Raw genomic sequence first — 17,329 nt, forward strand, 5'->3', positions numbered from 1 at the left:
ACATGTTCAAGCTCTACTACGCCACCGGCACCTGCGCGCTCGCCTCCCACATCGCCCTGGAAGAGGCCGGCGCCGACTACACGACCGAACGGCTCAGCTTCAAGACCAACCAGCAGAACAGCCCGGAATATCTCGCGATCAACCCCAAGGGCCGCGTGCCCGCGCTGGTGACCGATCGCGGCATCCTGACCGAGACGCCGGCGATGCTCGCCTTTATCGCGCAGACGCACCCAAAGGCGAAGCTCGCGCCGATGGACGACGCCTTTGCGTTCGCCGAGGTGCAGTCCTTCAACTCCTATCTCTGCTCCACCGTCCACATCAACCACGCCCACAAGATGCGCGGCGCGCGCTGGGCGACGGAGGAGAGCTCGTTCGCCGACATGAAGCGGATGATCCCGAAGACCGTCGGCGCCTCTTTCGCGCTGATCGAGGCCAAAATGTTCAAGGGACCGTGGGTGATGGGCGAACAGTACACGATCTGCGACCCCTATCTCTTCACCATCGCGCAATGGCTGGAGGGCGACAGCGTCGACATCAACGCAACGCCGAAGGTGGCCGAGCATTTCAAGCGGATGGCGGAGCGCCCCGCCGTGCGCAAGGTGCTGGAGGCGGAGAAGGCATAGCCACACCTCGGCTGCCGTAGGGTGGGTTAGCCCCGCGGCTGCGCGAAGCGCTGCCCGCGCGGCGTAACCCACCACTTCTGCTGCCGTGGAAACGAAAGAGGTGGGTTACGCCCAGCGAACTGCGCTTCGCGCAGTCGCAAGGCTAACCCACCCTACAAAACCTTCCGCTTCTCCAGCTCCCGCCCCGTCTCCAGCATCAGCCGCCTGAGCCAGATCGAGCCCGGGTCCATCTGCGCGCGGGTCGGATAGAACATGAACTGCTCGTCGATCCCGGGATCGATCGGCGGCGTCACCGTGGCGAGCGAGAGCTGCCTTGACAGCGCCGCGATCAGCCGGCGCGGCACGAAGGCGACGAGGTCGGTGCGGGCGGCGACGTGCAGCGCCTCGATATAGCCGGGGACGACGAGGGCAATGTGCCGTTCGATGCCCTTGGTGCGCAGCCAGGTGTCGATCAGGTCCTCGGGCTGGCCGCGGATGATCACGGCGACATGGCGCGCGGCGAGGAATGCGTCGCGCCGCTTCAGCTTCGCCTGCATGGGATGGCCGCGCCGCACCGCCAGTGCATCGCTGTCGGTGTAGAGCGACTGGCGATGAAATCCCTTGAAGGCGTTGCCGATCGAGATCACGAGATCGATGGTGCGGGCGAACTCGGCATGGAAGATCGCGGGCCCCCGCCACGGCACGACGTCGATGCGGACGTTTGGCGCCAGCCGCGTCACCTTCGCCATCAGCGGCGGCATCAGGAGTTCGACCGCGAGGTCCGGCATCATCAGGCGAAACTGCCGCTCGCTGCGCGCGGCATCGAATTCGTCGGGGACGAACAGCCCGCGCACCTGGTCGAGCGCCTGCGCCAGCGGCGCACGCAGCGCCTGCCCGCGCGGCGTCAGCTCCATCCGCGCGCCGGTGCGCACCAGCAGCGGATCGCCAAAAATGTCGCGCAGCCGCTGCAGCGCATGGCTCGCGGCCGGCTGCGACAGCCCGATCCGCAGCGCGGCGCGGCTGACATTGGCCTCGCGCAGCAGGGCGTCGAGCGCGGTCAGCAGATTGAGGTCAAGCGAATTCAAATTCATAAGGTGAATAGATATCATATTCACTATCGATTGGAAGAATGATGCGCGCGCGGCGATGATCCCTTGGCGAACTCACCAACGGAGCAACACATGAGCGCCGCAACCAACAAGAAACTGCTGCAGGACATTTTTGCCACCGCCGCCGATCCCGACCCGGCCGCGCGCGACCGCGCGCTGTTCACGGCGAGCCTCGCCGAGGACGCCAGATGGGTCGTGACCGGGCAATATTCCTGGTCGCGCACCTTCGCGGGCAAGGAGTCCATCCTCAACGATCTGCACGGCCACGTCCGCACGCGGCTTCGCGACCGCACGCGCACCGTGGCCCACCGCTTCATCGCCGACGGCGACGTCGTCGTGGTCGAAGCCAAGGGCGACAACGTCACCAGGGAGGGCGTCCGCTACGACAACGACTATTGCCTGGTGTTCCAGCTCGCGGACGGCAAGATCAAGGAGATCAGGGAATATTGCGACTCGATCCTGACCGAGAAGGCGTTAGGGCCGTTTCCCGCGAATAAGTCGGCGGCTGCGTAGGCTTGTCGTCATTCCGGGGCGCGTGTCGCCCCGGAATGACAGTCAGCGATCAAGCCACCTTCGTCGTCATGTGCTTGAACATGTTGCCGCGGGCCTCGTCGTCCATCTCGGCCTTGAAGGTGAACTTGTCCTTCAGCGCGATGGCGCGGGCCGCGGCAGGCCGTGCGGTGATTTCGTCCACCAGGCGCTTCACGTTCGGATATCGCGCAAAGGCGTCGTCGCCGAGCTTGAACGGCACCATCCGCGCCCAGCCCCACAGCGCCATGTCGACGATCGAATAGGCATCGCCGACCATGTAGCGGCGGCCGGCGAGATGCGCGTCGAGAATCCTGTAGTGGCGATCGGTCTCGTACTGATAGCGGTTATGGGCGTAGTCGTGGTTCTGGTCCTTCGGCGCGAAATGCTTGAAGTGCACGGCCTGCCCGGAATAGGGGCCGACGCCGGTGGCGATGAACATCAGCCATGACAGCGTCTCGCCGCGCACCGCGGGCGCGGGCAGGAACTTGCCGGTCTTTTCGGCGAGATAGAGCAGGATGGCGTTGCTGTCGAAAACGATCGTGCCGTTGTCGTCGATCGCCGGCACCTTGCCGTTCGGATTGATCTTCAGATATTCAGGCGTGAACTGCTGGCCCCTGCGGGTATCGACCGCGACCGGTTCGAAGGGCAGGCCGGCCTCTTCCAGGTACAGCGCGACCTTGGTCGGGTTCGGCGATCCGTTGAAATAGAATCTGAGCATCAAACATCTCCCCCAGTTGTCGGGACCCTGTTGCGGCGGGCTTGCCGAACGGCGCTCTCCTCATGCCCGAAGGCACGCAGCCAGCGCAACCGACGAATCGGTGAGGTGGGTCCTGCGCGGCGCGCAGATCAGCCGGAATAGACGAAGCCGAGCACGGACGCGGCGACCACGACGAGGCCGGCGGCTTCCACGCGCATGGCAAGCCGCGTCGCGGCGTGCAAATTGGAGGCTTGCGTCGCGCGCTCCGATCCGCGCGCATAGCCGTTGACGATCACGTCGTGACTAAAACTTTCGCGCGCCTCGATCCCGCTTGCAAGTCCGGTGCAGATCAGCAGCACGCCGAACAGCGCGAGCCCGGCAAAGCCGAGCAGGCCGATCAGCATCATCGGAAACATGCCAATCAGGAAGATCGGCAGCAGCGGCAGGAGCAGCAATGACTCGGACTGGCGTCGCATGGGGTCGCCCCTTTCAAGACGAGGGCTCATGACGTGAATCTAGTCCTCGCCAAGGCAGCATTCAAGGAGCGCCGTGGGGTGGGCAAAGCGTAGCGTGCCCACCATTTCTGCATACCATGCTGTCATTCCGGGGCGCGCGTCAGCGCGAGCCCGGAATCCATTGTGCCGCATGCGCTGTGGGTCGATGGATTCTCAGATGCGCAATTGCGCATCATAGCTCGCTCGCTTCGCTCGCGCCCCGGAATGACAGAAGGGGAGACCTTATTCCGCCATCCCCGCACGGATCTCCGCGCGCAGCTCGTCGATCAGCTTGAGACCCTTCTTGGTCTCGACGTGCCAGAAGGTCCAGCCGTTGCAGGCCTGCGCGCCCTGCGCCACCGCGCCCATGCGGTGGATCGAGCCGACCTTGTCGCCGAACATGATGGCGCCGTCGGCACGGACCAGTGCGCCGAGCTTCTTCTTGGCGTCGAACAGTTTTGTGCCGGGCATGATCATGCCGCGCTCGATCAGTTCGGAGAACGCGACGCGCGGGGCCTCGCGGGCGGTCATGAACGGAGCGAGGCTCGCTTCCGGCAGCGGCTCGACCGCCGCGATGCGCGCTTCCGCCACCTTGGCATACGTCTTGTCGCGCTCGAACCCGATATAGGAACGGCCGAGGCGCTTTGCGACCGCGCCGGTGGTGCCGGTGCCGTTGAAGGGATCGATCACGAGGTCGCCGGGCTTTGACGACGACAGCAGCACGCGCGCCAACAGGCCTTCCGGCTTCTGCGTCGGGTGCACCTTCTTGCCGTCGGCGCCTTTGAGGCGCTCCTCGCCGGTGCACAGCGGGATCAGCCAGTCGGACCGCGCCTGCACGTCCTCGTTGGCCGCCTTCAGCGCCTCGTAGTTGAAGGTGTAGCCCTTGGCCTTCTCGTCACGCGCGGCCCAGATCATGGTCTCGTGCGCGTTGGTGAAGCGGCGGCCGCGGAAGTTCGGCATCGGGTTGGTCTTGCGCCACACGATGTCGTTCAGGAGCCAGAAGCCGAGGTCCTGCATGATCGCGCCGACGCGAAAGATGTTGTGATAGGAGCCGATCACCCAGATCGTCGCCGACGGCTTCATCGCGCGGCGCGCGGCCAAGAGCCAGGCGCGGGTGAAATCGTCATAGGCGGAAAACGAATCGAACTTGTCCCAGTCGTCGTTGACGGCATCGACATGGGATTCGTCGGGGCGCTTGAGATCGCCCTTGAGCTGGAGATTGTAGGGCGGATCTGCGAACACCAGATCGACGCTGCCGGGTGCCAGCTTCGACATCTCGGCGACGCAATCGCCGAGGATGATGCTGTGCGAGGCGGACTCAAAATTTGTGCGGGGCGCCTTTGCAGACGCCCCGCGACGCGACACTACCATGACTCAAGAACTCTGACTCAGGCGACGCTGTCGGCGACGCGGGACCAAACAACCGACTGGCCGTTACAATGGCGGCGCAAAGTAAAAATCGACTTAATCCATCAACTTGCCGTTGACGGAGCGCGCGCGCCCCGGCGCGCATGCAACTGCGCGCATCCTCTGTATTTTAAGGCTAATCGCGCGTTCGACACCGCGCGAGGGGGCATTGCACCGTCGGATTCACGCGGAAAAATTTGCAGCTTTGCAGGAAAAAATTGCTGGCATCGACAAGCTGCCGCACTAGGCAATTTTTGCCGACCGGGATATTGATTAACGGAATGGAAATTTTACGTGAGTGGCGCGTTCAACATTTGGCGCCACTGCCGTATCCGGACCGGAATTCGAGAGGGGAAGCCCGCCATGCGTTATGACGATTTCCGTCGCAGCGACGATATCGAGGATCGTCGCGACGACAGCGGCGGCGGCATGGGGGGCGGCGGCGGTTTCGGCCTTCCGATGGGCGGCGGCGGGCTCGGCATCGGCACCATCATCGTGCTCGGCCTGCTCGGCTATGCCTTCGGCATCGATCCGCGCATCCTGATCGGCGGCGCCGAGATCCTGACCGGCGGCGGCCAGGCGCCAAGCTACCAGACCGACCGCCAGGCCTCGGGCGGACAGGTCAAGCGCGGCGCGCCCACCGACGAGATGGGCAGCATGATCTCGGGCATCCTCGGCGAGATCGACGACCGCTGGAGCGAAATCTTCCAGGCCAGCGGCCAGACCTACACCGGACCGAAGATCGTGCTGTTCCGCAACGCCACCAATGGCGGCCGCTGCGGCATGGCGCAGTCGGCGATGGGCCCGTTCTACTGCCCGCCGGACAAGACCATCTTCCTCGACACCGGTTTCTTCCGCGAGGTCGAGACGCGTTTTCGCGGCTGCTCCGGCAAGTCGGCGTGCAACTTCACCACCGCCTACATCATCGCGCATGAGGCCGGTCATCACATCCAGAACCTGCTCGGCATCATTCCGCGCGTAACGCGGCTGCAGCAGCAGGCCGGCAGCAAGGCGGAAGCCAACGCGCTGCAGGTGAGGGTGGAGCTGCAGGCCGACTGTCTGTCCGGCGTCTGGGTCAATCGCGAGGAGAAGAAGCGTCCCGGCTTCCTCGAAGCCGGCGACATCGACGCCGCGCTCCGCACCGCGACCGCGATCGGCGACGATACGCTGCAGCGCCAGGCCACGGGCCGCGTCGTCCCCGATTCCTTCACCCACGGCTCGGCCGAGCAACGCAAGCGCTGGTTCATGACCGGCTATCAGCAGGGCACGGTGCAGGCCTGTAACACGTTTGGTAATAACGGGTCGCTGTAGTTGGCAATGGCGTCATCCTGAGGTGCTCGCCTCTTCGGCGAGCCTCGAAGGATGACGGAGCGCCCGGCCCATCCTTCGAGGCTCGCCCTGCGGTGCGTTGCACCGCACGACGAGCACCTCAGGATGACGTCGGAGAATGGGAGAAAGAGTCGTGGCGTCCACCAACGAAGAGAAGCAATTCATCCCGCTCAACATCGCGGTGCTCACCGTCTCCGACACCCGTGCGCTCGCTGACGACAAGTCCGGCCAGACGCTCGCCGACCGCATCATCGAGGCCGGCCATCACCTTGCCGCACGCGAGATCGTCACCGACGATGTCGAGGCGATCAGGGCCGTCATTCGCCGCTGGATCGCGGACGCCGGCATCGACGCGGTCATCACGACGGGCGGCACCGGTTTTACCGGCCGCGACGTCACGCCGGAGGCGATCGAGCCGTTGTTCGAGAAGCGCATGGACGGTTTTTCCATCGCCTTCCACATGATGAGCCACGCCAAGATCGGGACGTCGACGATCCAGAGCCGCGCCACCGCGGGTGTCGCGGGCGCCACCTACATCTTCTGTCTCCCCGGTTCGCCCGGCGCCTGCCGCGACGGCTGGGACGGCATCCTCAAAGCCCAGCTCGACTACCGCACGCGCCCCTGCAATTTCGTCGAGATCATGCCGCGCCTCGACGAGCATCTGCGCCGCCCCAAAGCGCAAGGCGCGACGGTGTGACCGCGGACGCCGGTGCCTCTTCCCTTCCCCCCTTGTGGGGGAAGGTGGCGCGAAGCGCCGGATGAGGGGTCTCTATCAGCGGATGACAATGCGAGAGATTTGTCGTGGAGGCAGACCCCTCACCCCAGTGAGCTTGTGTCTACCTGCGGAGCTGCCCTCTCCCACAAGGGGCGAGGGCACAACAATGCGCATTGTGCATTGCTGCGACCCGTCTTCATGGCGGCATACGTTTCAGCGAACGCCATAGGGCGAGCCACAAATCCCGCCACGCATCCCGCCCCAGCCTGTGCGCCCGGCGCTTGTACAGCTCAATCAAGTCTCCGGTGACGCGGCGCGGACAATCGTGCCGCTGATACATCAGAGGTCGCGCTCCCAGGTCTCGCCGACCAGGTTTTGGCCGAAGCTGCGATGCGGCTCGGTCGCGACCAGGCGGAAGCCGGCATCGACGTAGATTTTTCGCGCGGCAGTCAGGATGCTCTGCGTCCACAGCGTCATGCGGCGATAGCCGCAGGCGCGCGCGAAGGCGACGCATTCGGCGACCAGCCGCTGCCCGAGGCCCTGGCCGCGCGCGGCGGGGTCGAGCAGCAAGAGGCGCAGCTTTGCGACGTCGTCGCTCGCCTTCACCAGGAACACCGAGCCCACCGGCCGGCCCTCGATGTCGGCGATCCAGCAGCGTTCGCGCGAAGCGTCGTAGCTCGTCATGTATTTTGCGACGATTTCGGCGACCAGCGCCTCGAAGCCGGAGTCGAAGCCATACTCGCTCGCATAGAGCGCGCCGTGGCTCTGCACCACCCAGCCCATGTCGCCCGGCCGCGGATCGCGCAGGATCGCCGTCGGCGCCGGCGTTCTGGGCCGATCGAGCAGACGTTCGACCGTGTCCATCGCGCCGGTCAGGCGCTTGCGGTCATCCGATGAAAGGGGCCGCAGCATCGCGGCGATGTCGTCCTGCTGTGTGCGCTCGAGCTTCGCAAAGGTCTGCCGGCCTTTTGCGGTCAGGCTCAACTGATATTGCCTTCGGTCGGTGGCGAGCGGTTTTCGCGCGATCAGGCCGGCTTCGTCAAAGTTCTGCACGATGCGGCTGAGATAGCCGGCGTCCAGCCCGAGCTCGATGCCGATTGCTTTCGCAGGCAGCTCGCCGCTATGGGCGAGCTCGTAGAGCACCCGCGCCTCGCTGAGCGAGAACGGGCTTTTCAGGAGCTGCTGGTCGAGCACGCCGAGCTTGCGGGTGTAGAAGCGGTTGAAGGCGCGCACCGCCGACACCTGGTCGGACATCTGGTCGTCGGACGCGGCATCGGACGGTCTGGTCGCAGGCGTCTGGCTTGAAGGCAGATTGCTGGAAGGCATGGGGGCACCTCGATACTTGCTATTGTCAATTAATTATTTGACTTTGGCAAGTATATTTGAGACCGCTCACGCCATCTTGACGATCCTGGTGTGCAGCAGCGTCCGGGAGGAGCGGCCGAGCCGCCGCAGCAGCCGCGCTTCGGAGCGGCGCGCGTGGGGCGGATAGCCGCCCAGCTTGTCGTAATGGTCCCGCGCGATCAGGAGGCCCTGGTCGCCTTGCGGGCGCACGATCCGGGCCACGAAGCGCCAGGCGTCGCCCAGGCCGCGGCTGGCATAGGGCGAGCGCGCGTAGCGGAACACGGCCGCCCGCGGCTTGCCGCTCGCCGAGACGGTCTGGATGAACTGAGTGGTCTCGTCGATCCAGCCGGCGTCGAGCACGGCACCGGCGTGCAGGAACATCAGCCAGGGCGAACGCGCTTGCAGCGCGCCGGCGGCAAGCGCTGCGCCTTGCGAGCCTTCGAAACCGATGAAACGGCAGCCGGCAACGTCGGCAACGCGCTCGATCACGCCGTTGCTTGTGCCGTCGACCAGGAGGACCTCGCGGACCAAACCGGCTGCGGCACCAGGCACCAGCGCGGCGAGAGTTGCGACCGTCGGCTGTTCGACGCCTTCAGTCGGAATGATGACGCTCAGCATGATTGAGGCTTCGATGTCTCAAGCTGGTGTTGGAGGCGCTGGGGATTGTTATACCCTATAACCAATACCCTATAACCATCGGCCCGCGCGAGCGCAACGTCGCGACCGCGCCGGCCCTGCCGCATGGTAAACCACGCGCTGGTCCCGGCCAAATGCGACCTTGGTGGCAACCATGTTGCCAAATGTTTCGGCACCTGCGCGGCTTGAGAAGCCGCGGTGGCAAGACGTCGAAGGATCGTATTCCTGCGCGAGCTGCGCGGTTGCGCGTGGACATCCACCGAGAGGATTTGAAACGTCAATCCAGCGGAACGTTCAGACGCGTCCCCTTGGTGATGATGCCGCCGCGGTTGCCGATCTCGATCGAACCATAGCGCTGCCTGAAGCAATCGGGCAGCGGCCGGTCGCCTTCCATGCTGAGCCAGAGCCGCAGCAGATGGCGCTTTTGGCCGGCGTCAGGCCAATCACGGAATCCGGTCCGGTCATGCAGCAGGGCATGATTGTAAACGAACTGCATGTCGCCCGGCCGAAGCCGCATGCCGAAATGCAGCGTGGGGTCATTTGCGAGCGCGTCGAAGAGATCGAGCGCCTCGACGTGAGCCGGCGTCAATCTCATCGCATCGGGAAAGCGCTGCGCGCTGTCGATATACTGGCGCTGGTAGAACCCGGTGAGGAATCCCGCATGCCAATTCAGCACCGGGATTTCGAGATACGGCTTTTCGTTCTCCGGCACCTCGCCGCGCCGGTCGGTTGCGATTCTGTCGAACAGGAGCGCGGCAAGGTCGGGGCGCCTGTCGAACATCGCGTTGTAGATCGTCGACGTGCTGACGAGGAGCGAATCGCCTCCCTCCATCGCCTCGCGAATGCACAACAGCCCGACCACGTCGGACGAATCCGTGTGGAACGTCTGCCGTTCCGACGTCTGATAAATCCTTGTGTTCGGATCTTTCGCGTCGGCGCCGATGTCGCGGACGTGACCGAGGATGTGCCCCGCCGCATTTTGCGAGCGCGCCGATCCGAGATGCGCGCCCACACCGCAAAAGATCGTCGCGGCAAACTCCTGGCTGTAGTTTGCCACGGGGAGCCCGCGAATGACTTCGAAGCCGAGGCCCGTCAGCAGCGTGGTCTTGAGGGCTTCCAGATGCGCACTGAGGTGAGGAAGTGGAAAGCTCTCCTTCGTGATGTCGGCGATCTTTTTGCTCCGGCCAAGATAGGATTCAGCCGCGCTCTCGAGTTCCCTGATCTCGCCGGCCGCAAGTGACACCAGCCATCGATCAGGATTGGCCTTCATCTCCGAACCCAGCCAGGCAGACGGGATGTCGATCTTGCCGGGAGGCCGATCGATCGCGCGGGGCATTGAGGCTACGTTCATCTTGTTGTTGGCTCCAGGGAGGGGCGGTCGTCGGAAGGGGCGCTCCTCGATCAGGCCGGGATTGTCTTCGCCATAGGCTATGAATACGGCCAAGAAGGTTAGGTCCGCTAGTGCGTTGCCGGTATCGATCCCGGCACAGATCGTGGTAGGCTTGGCCATCTTCGTCGATCCCTCCCTTGTGATGCGAACCTCAAGTTCGTTCGACCATTCGGGTCCCGATGAAGTGCCGATCGCGATCTTGCTACGCCTGACAGCCCTCTAGGCTTCGATGGGTACCGATCCGATCGAACGGCGACCCAGCTCGGGCCGCCACCCGGGCTGGGCCATTCCTCACGGAACGGCACCATCATAAGCGAGCGCGCTAATACAAGGATGGGTAGAGCTCTTGCGAAACCCATCAGCTTCGCCGCCGGACAAAACCGTTGATGGGTTTCGCTTCACTCTACTACGTCTGCCGCTTCATAGATTTTGCTGCTTTGCGCCAAGTGCAATGCTAAGACGTTTGATGGCCATTATCTCGTCTTTCCTTTGCGGGACAGTGTAGCATAACAGCCCCATGGTCACGTCGGCCCCGTCGATCATATTCCAATTGTGGACCCCCTACCGTGAGTCAGCTAGCGACTTGGGTTTGGCGAGCATGCGCTGCGCTCGGCTTGCAGGCCGAGCTGGGGTTTCGGCTCGTGCTGCCGAGCGGTCAAGTCATCGTGACGGTTGCGCGAATTGCAGATCTTGGATCTCCTAACGGAATGCTCTTGTTTCGCGCTTACGACGAAATTCGCGGCCATGTTAAGGAATTGCAGGATGCCGGCTACGGTTTCTCGGTCGTCGACGAGCCCCGGCCGGACGAAGAGTTCGACATGATATCATTTCAAGATATGTTTCGCGATTGGGGGTGGAGCGGCCGGTTGGGAGCCAAGCCTGCTTGGATGCGATAGTCTGAGGTCGCGAAGCGACAACAGGAGTTGCGGTGACAGCAGCACGTCGGATGGATAGAGCCCTTGCGAAACCATCGTGCTTTGTCGCCGGACAAGACTCTTGATGGGTTTCGCTTCGCTTCCCCCGCTTGCTGCGGATTAATCTCGATCAGCGCAGATCACGCCTCGAAGCGCGAGTGTCCTGCAGACACTTTGCAGTGAGCTATCCGTCTCGCTGCGAGAGACAAAGTATTGTCCATTCCTTAGCGCAACCAAGCCACTGGGAAAGGCGCGTATGGGCCCCCAATTCCTGGCCGATCCCTCAAGATAGTAGTCGAACTCGTGTGCCCCCGCGGGATGATGATCGTAGATCAAGGGGCATTCTTTAAACCATTGCAAAAAGGACTTACGGTGACGCTCAAGTTCGGGAAACAAGGCTAGAGGAACGGGATTGAAGCGAACTTCACCAACGGTCCACAATATCCCGCGGCGCACGCGCGGCACGTGCACTGTGACGACCGGTGAGCGTTCAGTGTCAATGCTACCGTCGGAATTGTGCTGCAACTGGCCGAGACTTGAGAAGTAGAGCGCAGCGCCCCAATCGAACACGTGCTTGTTGGGTACCAAGTCCTGATGCTGAAACCATTGCAGCGCGCTGCAAGGTGCCCCCGGAGCCTCAATGAACCTTGAATAGGCTGGGACTTTCTTCGCCATAGGCTATGAATACGGCAAAGAATGTCAGGTCCGCTAGTGGCTGAACGGCTATGCTTACGTCTGCGCCGGGCTCGTCCCGCCCGCGCTGTTCTTGCACCTCCAGTCCCGAATCTCCGGCATGTCCTCGCCATGCTCACGCACGTAAGCCGAATGCGCGATCAGCGCGTCGCGGAACTGCTGCTTCACATGGGCAGCCTTCACCGCAAGCCCGGGCACGCGTTCGATCGCCTCGATCGCGAGATGAAAGCGGTCGATCTCGTTGAGCACGGCCATGTCGAACGGCGTCGTCGTGGTGCCTTCCTCGTCAAAACCGCGGACATGCAGGCCGGCGTGATTGGCGCGCTTATAGGTGAGCCGATGGATGAGGTAGGGATAGCCGTGATAGGCGAACACCACCGGCCTGTCGCGCGTGAACAACGCGTCGAAGTCATGATCGCTCAATCCGTGGGGATGCTGCTCCCTTGGTTGCAGCGTCATCAGGTCGACGACATTGACGACGCGGATCTTCAGGTCGGGCAGGGCGTTGCGCAGGAGATCCACGGCGGCGAGCGTCTCCAGCGTCGGCACATCGCCGGCGCAGGCCATCACGACGTCGGGCTCGCCGCCGGCCGTTTCGGTGCCCGCCCATTTCCAGATGCCGATGCCGGCGTCGCAATGCGCGGCGGCCTCCTGCATCGACAAAAATTGCGGCGCCGGCTGCTTGCCGGCGACGATGACGTTGATGCGGTTATAGGTGCGTAAGGTGTGATCGGCGATCCAGAGCAGGGTGTTGGCATCGGGCGGAAAATAGATGCGGACGATGTCGGCCTTCTTGTTGGCGACGAGATCGACGAAGCCGGGGTCCTGGTGGCTAAAACCGTTGTGGTCCTGGCGCCAGACATGCGAGGTCAGGAGATAGTTGAGCGAGGCGATCGGGCGGCGCCAGGGAAGCTCGCGCGACACCTTCAGCCATTTGGCATGCTGGTTGAACATGGAATCCACGATGTGGATAAAGGCCTCATAGCAGGAGAAGAAGCCGTGGCGTCCCGTGAGCAAATAGCCTTCGAGCCAGCCCTGGCAGAGATGCTCGCTCAGGATTTCCATGACGCGGCCGTCCTGGGCGAGGTGGACGTCATAGGGCCTGGTCGATTCCATCCAGACCCGTTCGGTCACCTCGAACACGGCGTCGAGCCGGTTTGAGGCGGTTTCGTCCGGCCCCATGATGCGAAAATTGCGCGCTTCGGCGTTGAGTTTGACGACATCGCGCAGGAATTTGCCGAGTTCGCGCGTGGATTCCGCTGTGGTGGCGCCGGGCTCACGTACATCGACTGCGTAGTCGCGATAGTCCGGCAGCTTGAGCTCGCGCTTCAACAGCCCGCCATTGGCGTGCGGATTGGCGCCCATGCGGCGGCTGCCTTCCGGCGCCAGCGCCTGCAGTTCCGCAACCAGCGCGCCGTTGGCGTCAAACAGCTTGTCAGGCTCGTAGCTGCGCATCCAGTCTTCCAGCACCTTCAGATGCGCGGGGTTCTCGCGGCAATTGGCGACCGGCACCTGATGCGCGCGCCAAAAGCCCTCCACCTTGAGACCATCGACCTCCTTCGGCCCGGTCCAGCCCTTCGGGCTGCGCAGCACGATCATCGGCCAGCGCGGCCGCTCGACCGGTCCGCTTGTGCTGCGCGCGTGCTGCTGGATCGAGCGGATGCTGGCGAAGGCGACGTCGAGTGCATCGGCCATCGCGCGGTGCATTTTTGCGGGCTCGTGGCCCTCGACGAACAGCGGCTCGTGGCCGTAACCGCGGAAGAGATCGCGCAGCTCGCTGTCAGCCATGCGGCCGAGCACGGTGGGGCCCGCGATCTTGTAGCCGTTGAGATGCAAAATCGGCAGCACCGCGCCGTCATGGACAGGGTTGAGGAACTTGTTCGAGTGCCAGGACGCCGCCAGCGGTCCGGTCTCGGCCTCGCCGTCGCCGACGACGCAGGCGACGATCAGGTCGGGATTGTCGAACGCCGCGCCATAGGCGTGCACCAGCGCGTAGCCGAGCTCGCCGCCTTCGTGGATGGAACCCGGCGTTTCCGGCGCCGCGTGGCTCGGGATGCCGCCGGGGAAGGAGAACTGCCTGAACAGTTTTCGCAATCCGTCCGTGTCGCGCGCGATGTCAGGGTAGATCTCGCTGTAGCTGCCTTCGAGATAGGTGTTGGCGACCATGCCGGGCCCGCCATGGCCGGGCCCGCAGACATAGAGAACGTTCAGGTCGAGGGTGCAGATAATGCGGTTAAGATGCACATAAATGAAGTTTAATCCCGGCGTTGTGCCCCAATGTCCCAGTAAACGCGGCTTGACGTGTTCCTTGCACAGGGGCTCGCGCAGCAGCGGATTGTCCAAGAGATAGATCTGTCCGACCGAGAGGTAGTTGGCGGCCCGCCAGTAGCGGTCGATGAGGTCGAGCTCGCTGCGCGCCGCGCCCGATTGTCGTTGATTTGTCATGTGCCTGCCGACCCTCACCCCAGCGATCCCCACCAACAATGTTTTGGCGCGATCGATCCTTGGCGAGCCATCAAACGGGATGGCCATGACGACAATGTTGCGAGAGGTCAAAGGCCCCAGCGCAAAGTTTGGGCGGCTACTGTGCATGGGGTTGTTTTCGGATTCATTTTCGATGTTCTTGATTTGTTCACATTGCATGGCTATCTTGGCTTCATGAGTCGAGCATCCTCTCATGCCCTCAAGCACCCGCCGGTCACGGCGCCCTCCGAGCCGGCGGGTGCAGCTTCCGATGTTCCTGCCGCGTTTCCCGAGCTGGCGGTCGCCATCGACCGCGAGCGCAGGCGAGGGCGGGGGGCGCAGTCCAACGCCAGCGGTCGCTATGAGGCGGAGGCGCGGGTCGCCTTCGACGATGGCTGGCAGAGCCTGGACGAGCTGCCGCCGTTCAAGACGACCGTCGCGCTCGACACCTCCCGCAAGGTGATCACCCGCAACGACTCGCCCGACATCGGCTTCGACCGCTCGATCAATCCGTATCGTGGTTGCGAGCATGGCTGCGTCTATTGCTTCGCGCGGCCGACCCACGCCTATCTCGGCCTCTCGCCGGGGCTCGACTTCGAGTCAAAGCTGTTCGCAAAGCCCGAGGCGCCGACGCTGCTGGAAAAGGAACTCGCCGCATCCGGCTACGAGCCGCGGATGATCGCGATCGGCACCAACACCGATCCGTACCAGCCGATCGAGCGCGAGCGGAAGATCATGCGCGGCATTCTGGAGGTGCTGGAGCGCACCTCGCATCCCGTCGGCATCGTCACCAAGTCGGCGCTGGTCGTGCGCGACATCGATATCCTGTCCCGGATGGCCAAGCGCAACCTCGCCAAGGTCGCGCTCTCGGTCACCACGCTCGATCCAAAGCTCGCGCGCACCATGGAGCCGCGGGCCTCGACGCCGCCAAAACGGCTCGAGGCGCTGAAGCAATTGTCCGAGGCCGGGATCCCCACGACCGTCATGGTCGCCCCCGTGATCCCTGCGCTGAACGATGCCGAGATCGAGCGCATCCTCGATGCCGCCGCCCATGCCGGCGTCAAGGAAGCCTCCTACGTGCTGCTGCGCCTGCCGCTGGAGGTGCGCGACCTCTTCCGCGAATGGCTGATGGCAAACTATCCGGACCGCTATCGCCACGTCTTCACGCTGATCCGCGACATGCGCGGCGGCCGCGACTACGACGCGAAATGGGGCGAGCGCATGAAGGGCACCGGACCGATGGCCTGGACCATCGGCCGCCGCTTCGAGATCGCCTGCGAGCGGCTCGGCCTGAACAAGCGGCGCGCGAAGCTGACGACGGACCATTTTGCGAGGCCGAAGCCGAACGGCGAGCAGCTCAGCCTGTTCTAGGGGTCGTGGCTGAATAACGGGAATAGCCCCGGGTTCCCGGTTGCGCTGATGGCCCCGCTTGCGCACGATCCCGGCCATGATTCGGGACAAATCCGTCAGCAAAACCAAGGCCACGCCGAAGACGGCCGCCAAGGGCGTCATCGCCGTGGCGCGGCCGAGCTTTCGCCGCGAGCGCGCGCTGATCAAGCGCGGGGTCTGGCCGGTCGCAGGCTGCGATGAAGCCGGCCGGGGCCCGCTGGCAGGCCCCGTGGTCGCCGCCGCCGTGATCCTCGATCCTGACAGGATCCCAAGGGGCATGGACGATTCCAAGCGCCTGACGGCCGAAGAGCGCGAAAGACTGTTCGACAAGATCTGCGCGACCGCGCAGGTCTCGGTTGCTGTTGCTTCCCCCGCGCGCATCGACCGCGACAACATCCTGCGTGCCTCGCTGTGGGCGCTGAAGCGTGCCGTGGTCGCGCTGCCCGAGCAGCCGAAGCATGTCTTCGTCGACGGCCGCGACCGGCTGGACACGGCTTGCGACTGCGAGGCCGTGATCGGCGGCGACGGTATCGTGCTGTCGATCGCCGCGGCCTCGATCGTCGCCAAGGTGACGCGCGACCGGCTGATGTGCGCGCTGGCGCAGGATTGCCCCGGCTACGGTTTTGAGCAGCACAAGGGCTACGGCGTGCCCGAGCACCTCAGCGCGCTCGACCGCCTCGGTCCATCCGTTCACCACCGCAGCTTCTTCGCTCCCGTGGTCGCCGCGCGCGAGAAGCACATGCCATGGACGGTGGAGCGCGAGCGCGATTTGTTCACGGAAGAGGTCGAAGTGCAGGTCGAGGCTCAAGTCGAGATCAACGCGTCAGCGAATCCCTAGGACGTCCGCCGCGCTTTCTCTTCGCCTCGCCCCGCTTGCGGGGAGAGGCCGGATTGCATCGCAGATGCAATCCGGGTGAGGGGGAGTCTCCGCGAGTCCAACTCTCATAGTAATCGCGGATGCGGCCCCCTCACCCCGACCCTCTCCCTGTAAGAACGGGGAGAGGGAGAAGGGTAGTGACGCCAGTTGCCACGGCGCGCGGCGCGCTCTATCAAAACAACAGAGCGAATAGGGCCGGCTTCGTCGGGTTGGCTGCATCTTTCGGGCGTTGCATGCGGTTTACCTCCCTGGTCATCGAGCTCATCCGCGCGCGGCCGCGGCTGGTCGTGTGGATCGTGGTGCTGCTGCAGGCTGCGCTCTGGCTGTTCGTGGCGCTCGTCTTCTACCGCAGCCCGCCCGGCAACCTCGCAACCCTCTTGGCCTTCGGCCGTGAATATCAGGTCGGCACCGATCTCGGCCCGCCGCTCGCCTTCTGGCTCGCCGACATCGCCTATCGCACCGCCGGCGGTCATATGTTCGGCGTCTACGTCCTGGCCGAGCTGTGCTCGATTGCGACCTTCATCACGCTCTATCACCTGGCGCGCGCGGTGGTCGGCACCCAGCAGGCGGTGCTGGCGGTGCTGCTGAGCATGACCGTGCTGGCCTTCTCCTCGCCGACGCTGGAATTCGGTCCGCTGGTGCTGGCGCGCCCGCTCTGGGTGCTGCTCCTGCTCTATTCCTGGCAGTTGATCGGCCAGCGCCGCGGCAATGCCTGGTTCGCCTGGTCGATTGCCGCCGG

At 64.0% G+C, this 17,329-nt stretch carries 16 protein-coding genes; 8 read left to right on the forward strand and 8 right to left on the reverse strand.

What is annotated here, in order from left to right:
• Window positions 1–2 precede the first annotated feature (2 nt).
• A complete protein-coding gene (locus C2U70_RS11630) occupies window positions 3–623 on the forward strand; it encodes a glutathione S-transferase family protein (RefSeq protein ID WP_140978151.1) in 621 nt (206 codons plus the stop codon).
• A gap of 152 nt (window positions 624–775) precedes the next feature.
• Here C2U70_RS11630 and C2U70_RS11635 read toward each other — a convergent pair whose 3' ends face one another.
• Window positions 776–1,693 (reverse strand): LysR family transcriptional regulator, encoded by a 918-nt coding sequence (locus tag C2U70_RS11635; RefSeq protein ID WP_140978152.1) that lies wholly within the window; start codon window positions 1,691–1,693, stop codon window positions 776–778.
• Between the two features lie 90 nt (window positions 1,694–1,783).
• On the opposite strand from C2U70_RS11635, the gene C2U70_RS11640 reads away from it, so the two are divergent.
• A complete protein-coding gene (locus C2U70_RS11640) occupies window positions 1,784–2,224 on the forward strand; it encodes a nuclear transport factor 2 family protein (protein ID WP_140978153.1) in 441 nt (146 codons plus the stop codon).
• A gap of 49 nt (window positions 2,225–2,273) precedes the next feature.
• Here the strand turns inward: C2U70_RS11640 and C2U70_RS11645 are convergent, their stop codons facing one another.
• The 3 genes from C2U70_RS11645 to C2U70_RS11655 form a co-directional block, all read right to left on the reverse strand.
• Complete coding sequence (locus C2U70_RS11645; protein WP_186294198.1) at window positions 2,274–2,960, reverse strand: glutathione S-transferase family protein; 687 nt, start codon at window positions 2,958–2,960, stop codon at window positions 2,274–2,276.
• Between the two features lie 128 nt (window positions 2,961–3,088).
• Complete coding sequence (locus C2U70_RS11650; protein WP_140978155.1) at window positions 3,089–3,415, reverse strand: hypothetical protein; 327 nt, start codon at window positions 3,413–3,415, stop codon at window positions 3,089–3,091.
• A 261-nt stretch (window positions 3,416–3,676) separates the two neighbouring features.
• Window positions 3,677–4,804, reverse strand: a complete 1,128-nt coding sequence (locus C2U70_RS11655) for a site-specific DNA-methyltransferase (protein ID WP_140978156.1) — start codon at window positions 4,802–4,804, stop codon at window positions 3,677–3,679.
• A gap of 399 nt (window positions 4,805–5,203) precedes the next feature.
• Here C2U70_RS11655 and ypfJ point away from each other — a divergent pair, with 399 nt between their 5' ends.
• Window positions 5,204–6,151, forward strand: coding sequence for a KPN_02809 family neutral zinc metallopeptidase (ypfJ, locus tag C2U70_RS11660; protein WP_140978157.1), 948 nt, complete (start codon window positions 5,204–5,206; stop codon window positions 6,149–6,151).
• Between the two features lie 136 nt (window positions 6,152–6,287).
• On the forward strand, window positions 6,288–6,866 hold the full coding sequence (gene moaB / locus C2U70_RS11665) for a molybdenum cofactor biosynthesis protein B (RefSeq protein ID WP_433960674.1): 579 nt from the start codon (window positions 6,288–6,290) through the stop codon (window positions 6,864–6,866).
• 357 nt (window positions 6,867–7,223) lie between these two features.
• Here the strand turns inward: moaB and C2U70_RS11675 are convergent, their stop codons facing one another.
• The 3 genes from C2U70_RS11675 to C2U70_RS11685 all read right to left on the reverse strand — a co-directional run bounded on the left by C2U70_RS11675 (window position 7,224) and on the right by C2U70_RS11685 (window position 10,215).
• Window positions 7,224–8,210 carry a bifunctional helix-turn-helix transcriptional regulator/GNAT family N-acetyltransferase gene (locus C2U70_RS11675; protein WP_140978160.1) on the reverse strand — a complete coding sequence of 329 codons (987 nt, stop codon included), beginning with the start codon at window positions 8,208–8,210 and terminating at the stop codon, window positions 7,224–7,226.
• A 66-nt stretch (window positions 8,211–8,276) separates the two neighbouring features.
• Entirely contained in the window at window positions 8,277–8,846 is a 570-nt protein-coding gene (locus C2U70_RS11680) for a glycosyl transferase (protein ID WP_140978161.1), read from the reverse strand.
• Window positions 8,847–9,141: 295 nt separating this feature from the next.
• Entirely contained in the window at window positions 9,142–10,215 is a 1,074-nt protein-coding gene (locus C2U70_RS11685; protein ID WP_140978162.1) for a TauD/TfdA family dioxygenase, read from the reverse strand.
• Window positions 10,216–10,868: 653 nt separating this feature from the next.
• Between C2U70_RS11685 and C2U70_RS11690 the strand changes: the two genes are divergently transcribed.
• Window positions 10,869–11,150 carry a hypothetical protein gene (locus C2U70_RS11690; RefSeq protein ID WP_140978163.1) on the forward strand — a complete coding sequence of 94 codons (282 nt, stop codon included), beginning with the start codon at window positions 10,869–10,871 and terminating at the stop codon, window positions 11,148–11,150.
• Window positions 11,151–11,897: 747 nt separating this feature from the next.
• On the opposite strand, the gene C2U70_RS11695 is transcribed toward C2U70_RS11690, so the two are convergent.
• Entirely contained in the window at window positions 11,898–14,306 is a 2,409-nt protein-coding gene (locus C2U70_RS11695) for a phosphoketolase family protein (RefSeq protein WP_186294200.1), read from the reverse strand.
• A 213-nt stretch (window positions 14,307–14,519) separates the two neighbouring features.
• Between C2U70_RS11695 and C2U70_RS11700 the strand changes: the two genes are divergently transcribed.
• The 3 genes from C2U70_RS11700 to C2U70_RS11715 all read left to right on the forward strand — a co-directional run.
• Complete coding sequence (locus tag C2U70_RS11700) at window positions 14,520–15,695, forward strand: PA0069 family radical SAM protein (RefSeq protein WP_140978165.1); 1,176 nt, start codon at window positions 14,520–14,522, stop codon at window positions 15,693–15,695.
• Window positions 15,696–15,771: 76 nt separating this feature from the next.
• Window positions 15,772–16,551, forward strand: a complete 780-nt coding sequence (locus tag C2U70_RS11705) for a ribonuclease HII (protein WP_140978166.1) — start codon at window positions 15,772–15,774, stop codon at window positions 16,549–16,551.
• Between the two features lie 272 nt (window positions 16,552–16,823).
• A partial coding sequence (locus tag C2U70_RS11715; protein ID WP_140978168.1) for a glycosyltransferase family 39 protein occupies window positions 16,824–17,329 on the forward strand: 506 nt, incomplete at its 3' end.

The organism is Bradyrhizobium guangdongense, assembly GCF_006483445.1.
GTDB lineage: Bacteria > Pseudomonadota > Alphaproteobacteria > Rhizobiales > Xanthobacteraceae > Bradyrhizobium > Bradyrhizobium guangdongense_A.

Bases quoted from the DNA above. Each gene is read 5' to 3' on its own strand.
- C2U70_RS11635 (WP_140978152.1), bottom strand. From the start codon at position 1,693: ATGAATTTGAATTCGCTTGACCTCAATCTGCTGACCGCGCTCGACGCC.
- C2U70_RS11675 (WP_140978160.1), bottom strand. From the start codon at position 8,210: ATGCCTTCCAGCAATCTGCCTTCAAGCCAGACGCCTGCGACCAGACCG.
- C2U70_RS11695 (WP_186294200.1), bottom strand. From the start codon at position 14,306: ATGACAAATCAACGACAATCGGGCGCGGCGCGCAGCGAGCTCGACCTC.
- C2U70_RS11680 (WP_140978161.1), bottom strand. From the start codon at position 8,846: ATGCTGAGCGTCATCATTCCGACTGAAGGCGTCGAACAGCCGACGGTC.
- C2U70_RS11700 (WP_140978165.1), top strand. From the start codon at position 14,520: ATGAGTCGAGCATCCTCTCATGCCCTCAAGCACCCGCCGGTCACGGCG.
- C2U70_RS11705 (WP_140978166.1), top strand. From the start codon at position 15,772: ATGATTCGGGACAAATCCGTCAGCAAAACCAAGGCCACGCCGAAGACG.
- ypfJ (WP_140978157.1), top strand. From the start codon at position 5,204: ATGCGTTATGACGATTTCCGTCGCAGCGACGATATCGAGGATCGTCGC.
- C2U70_RS11640 (WP_140978153.1), top strand. From the start codon at position 1,784: ATGAGCGCCGCAACCAACAAGAAACTGCTGCAGGACATTTTTGCCACC.
- C2U70_RS11645 (WP_186294198.1), bottom strand. From the start codon at position 2,960: ATGCTCAGATTCTATTTCAACGGATCGCCGAACCCGACCAAGGTCGCG.
- C2U70_RS11655 (WP_140978156.1), bottom strand. From the start codon at position 4,804: ATGGTAGTGTCGCGTCGCGGGGCGTCTGCAAAGGCGCCCCGCACAAAT.
- C2U70_RS11630 (WP_140978151.1), top strand. From the start codon at position 3: ATGTTCAAGCTCTACTACGCCACCGGCACCTGCGCGCTCGCCTCCCAC.
- C2U70_RS11685 (WP_140978162.1), bottom strand. From the start codon at position 10,215: ATGAACGTAGCCTCAATGCCCCGCGCGATCGATCGGCCTCCCGGCAAG.
- moaB (WP_433960674.1), top strand. From the start codon at position 6,288: ATGGGAGAAAGAGTCGTGGCGTCCACCAACGAAGAGAAGCAATTCATC.
- C2U70_RS11650 (WP_140978155.1), bottom strand. From the start codon at position 3,415: ATGCGACGCCAGTCCGAGTCATTGCTGCTCCTGCCGCTGCTGCCGATC.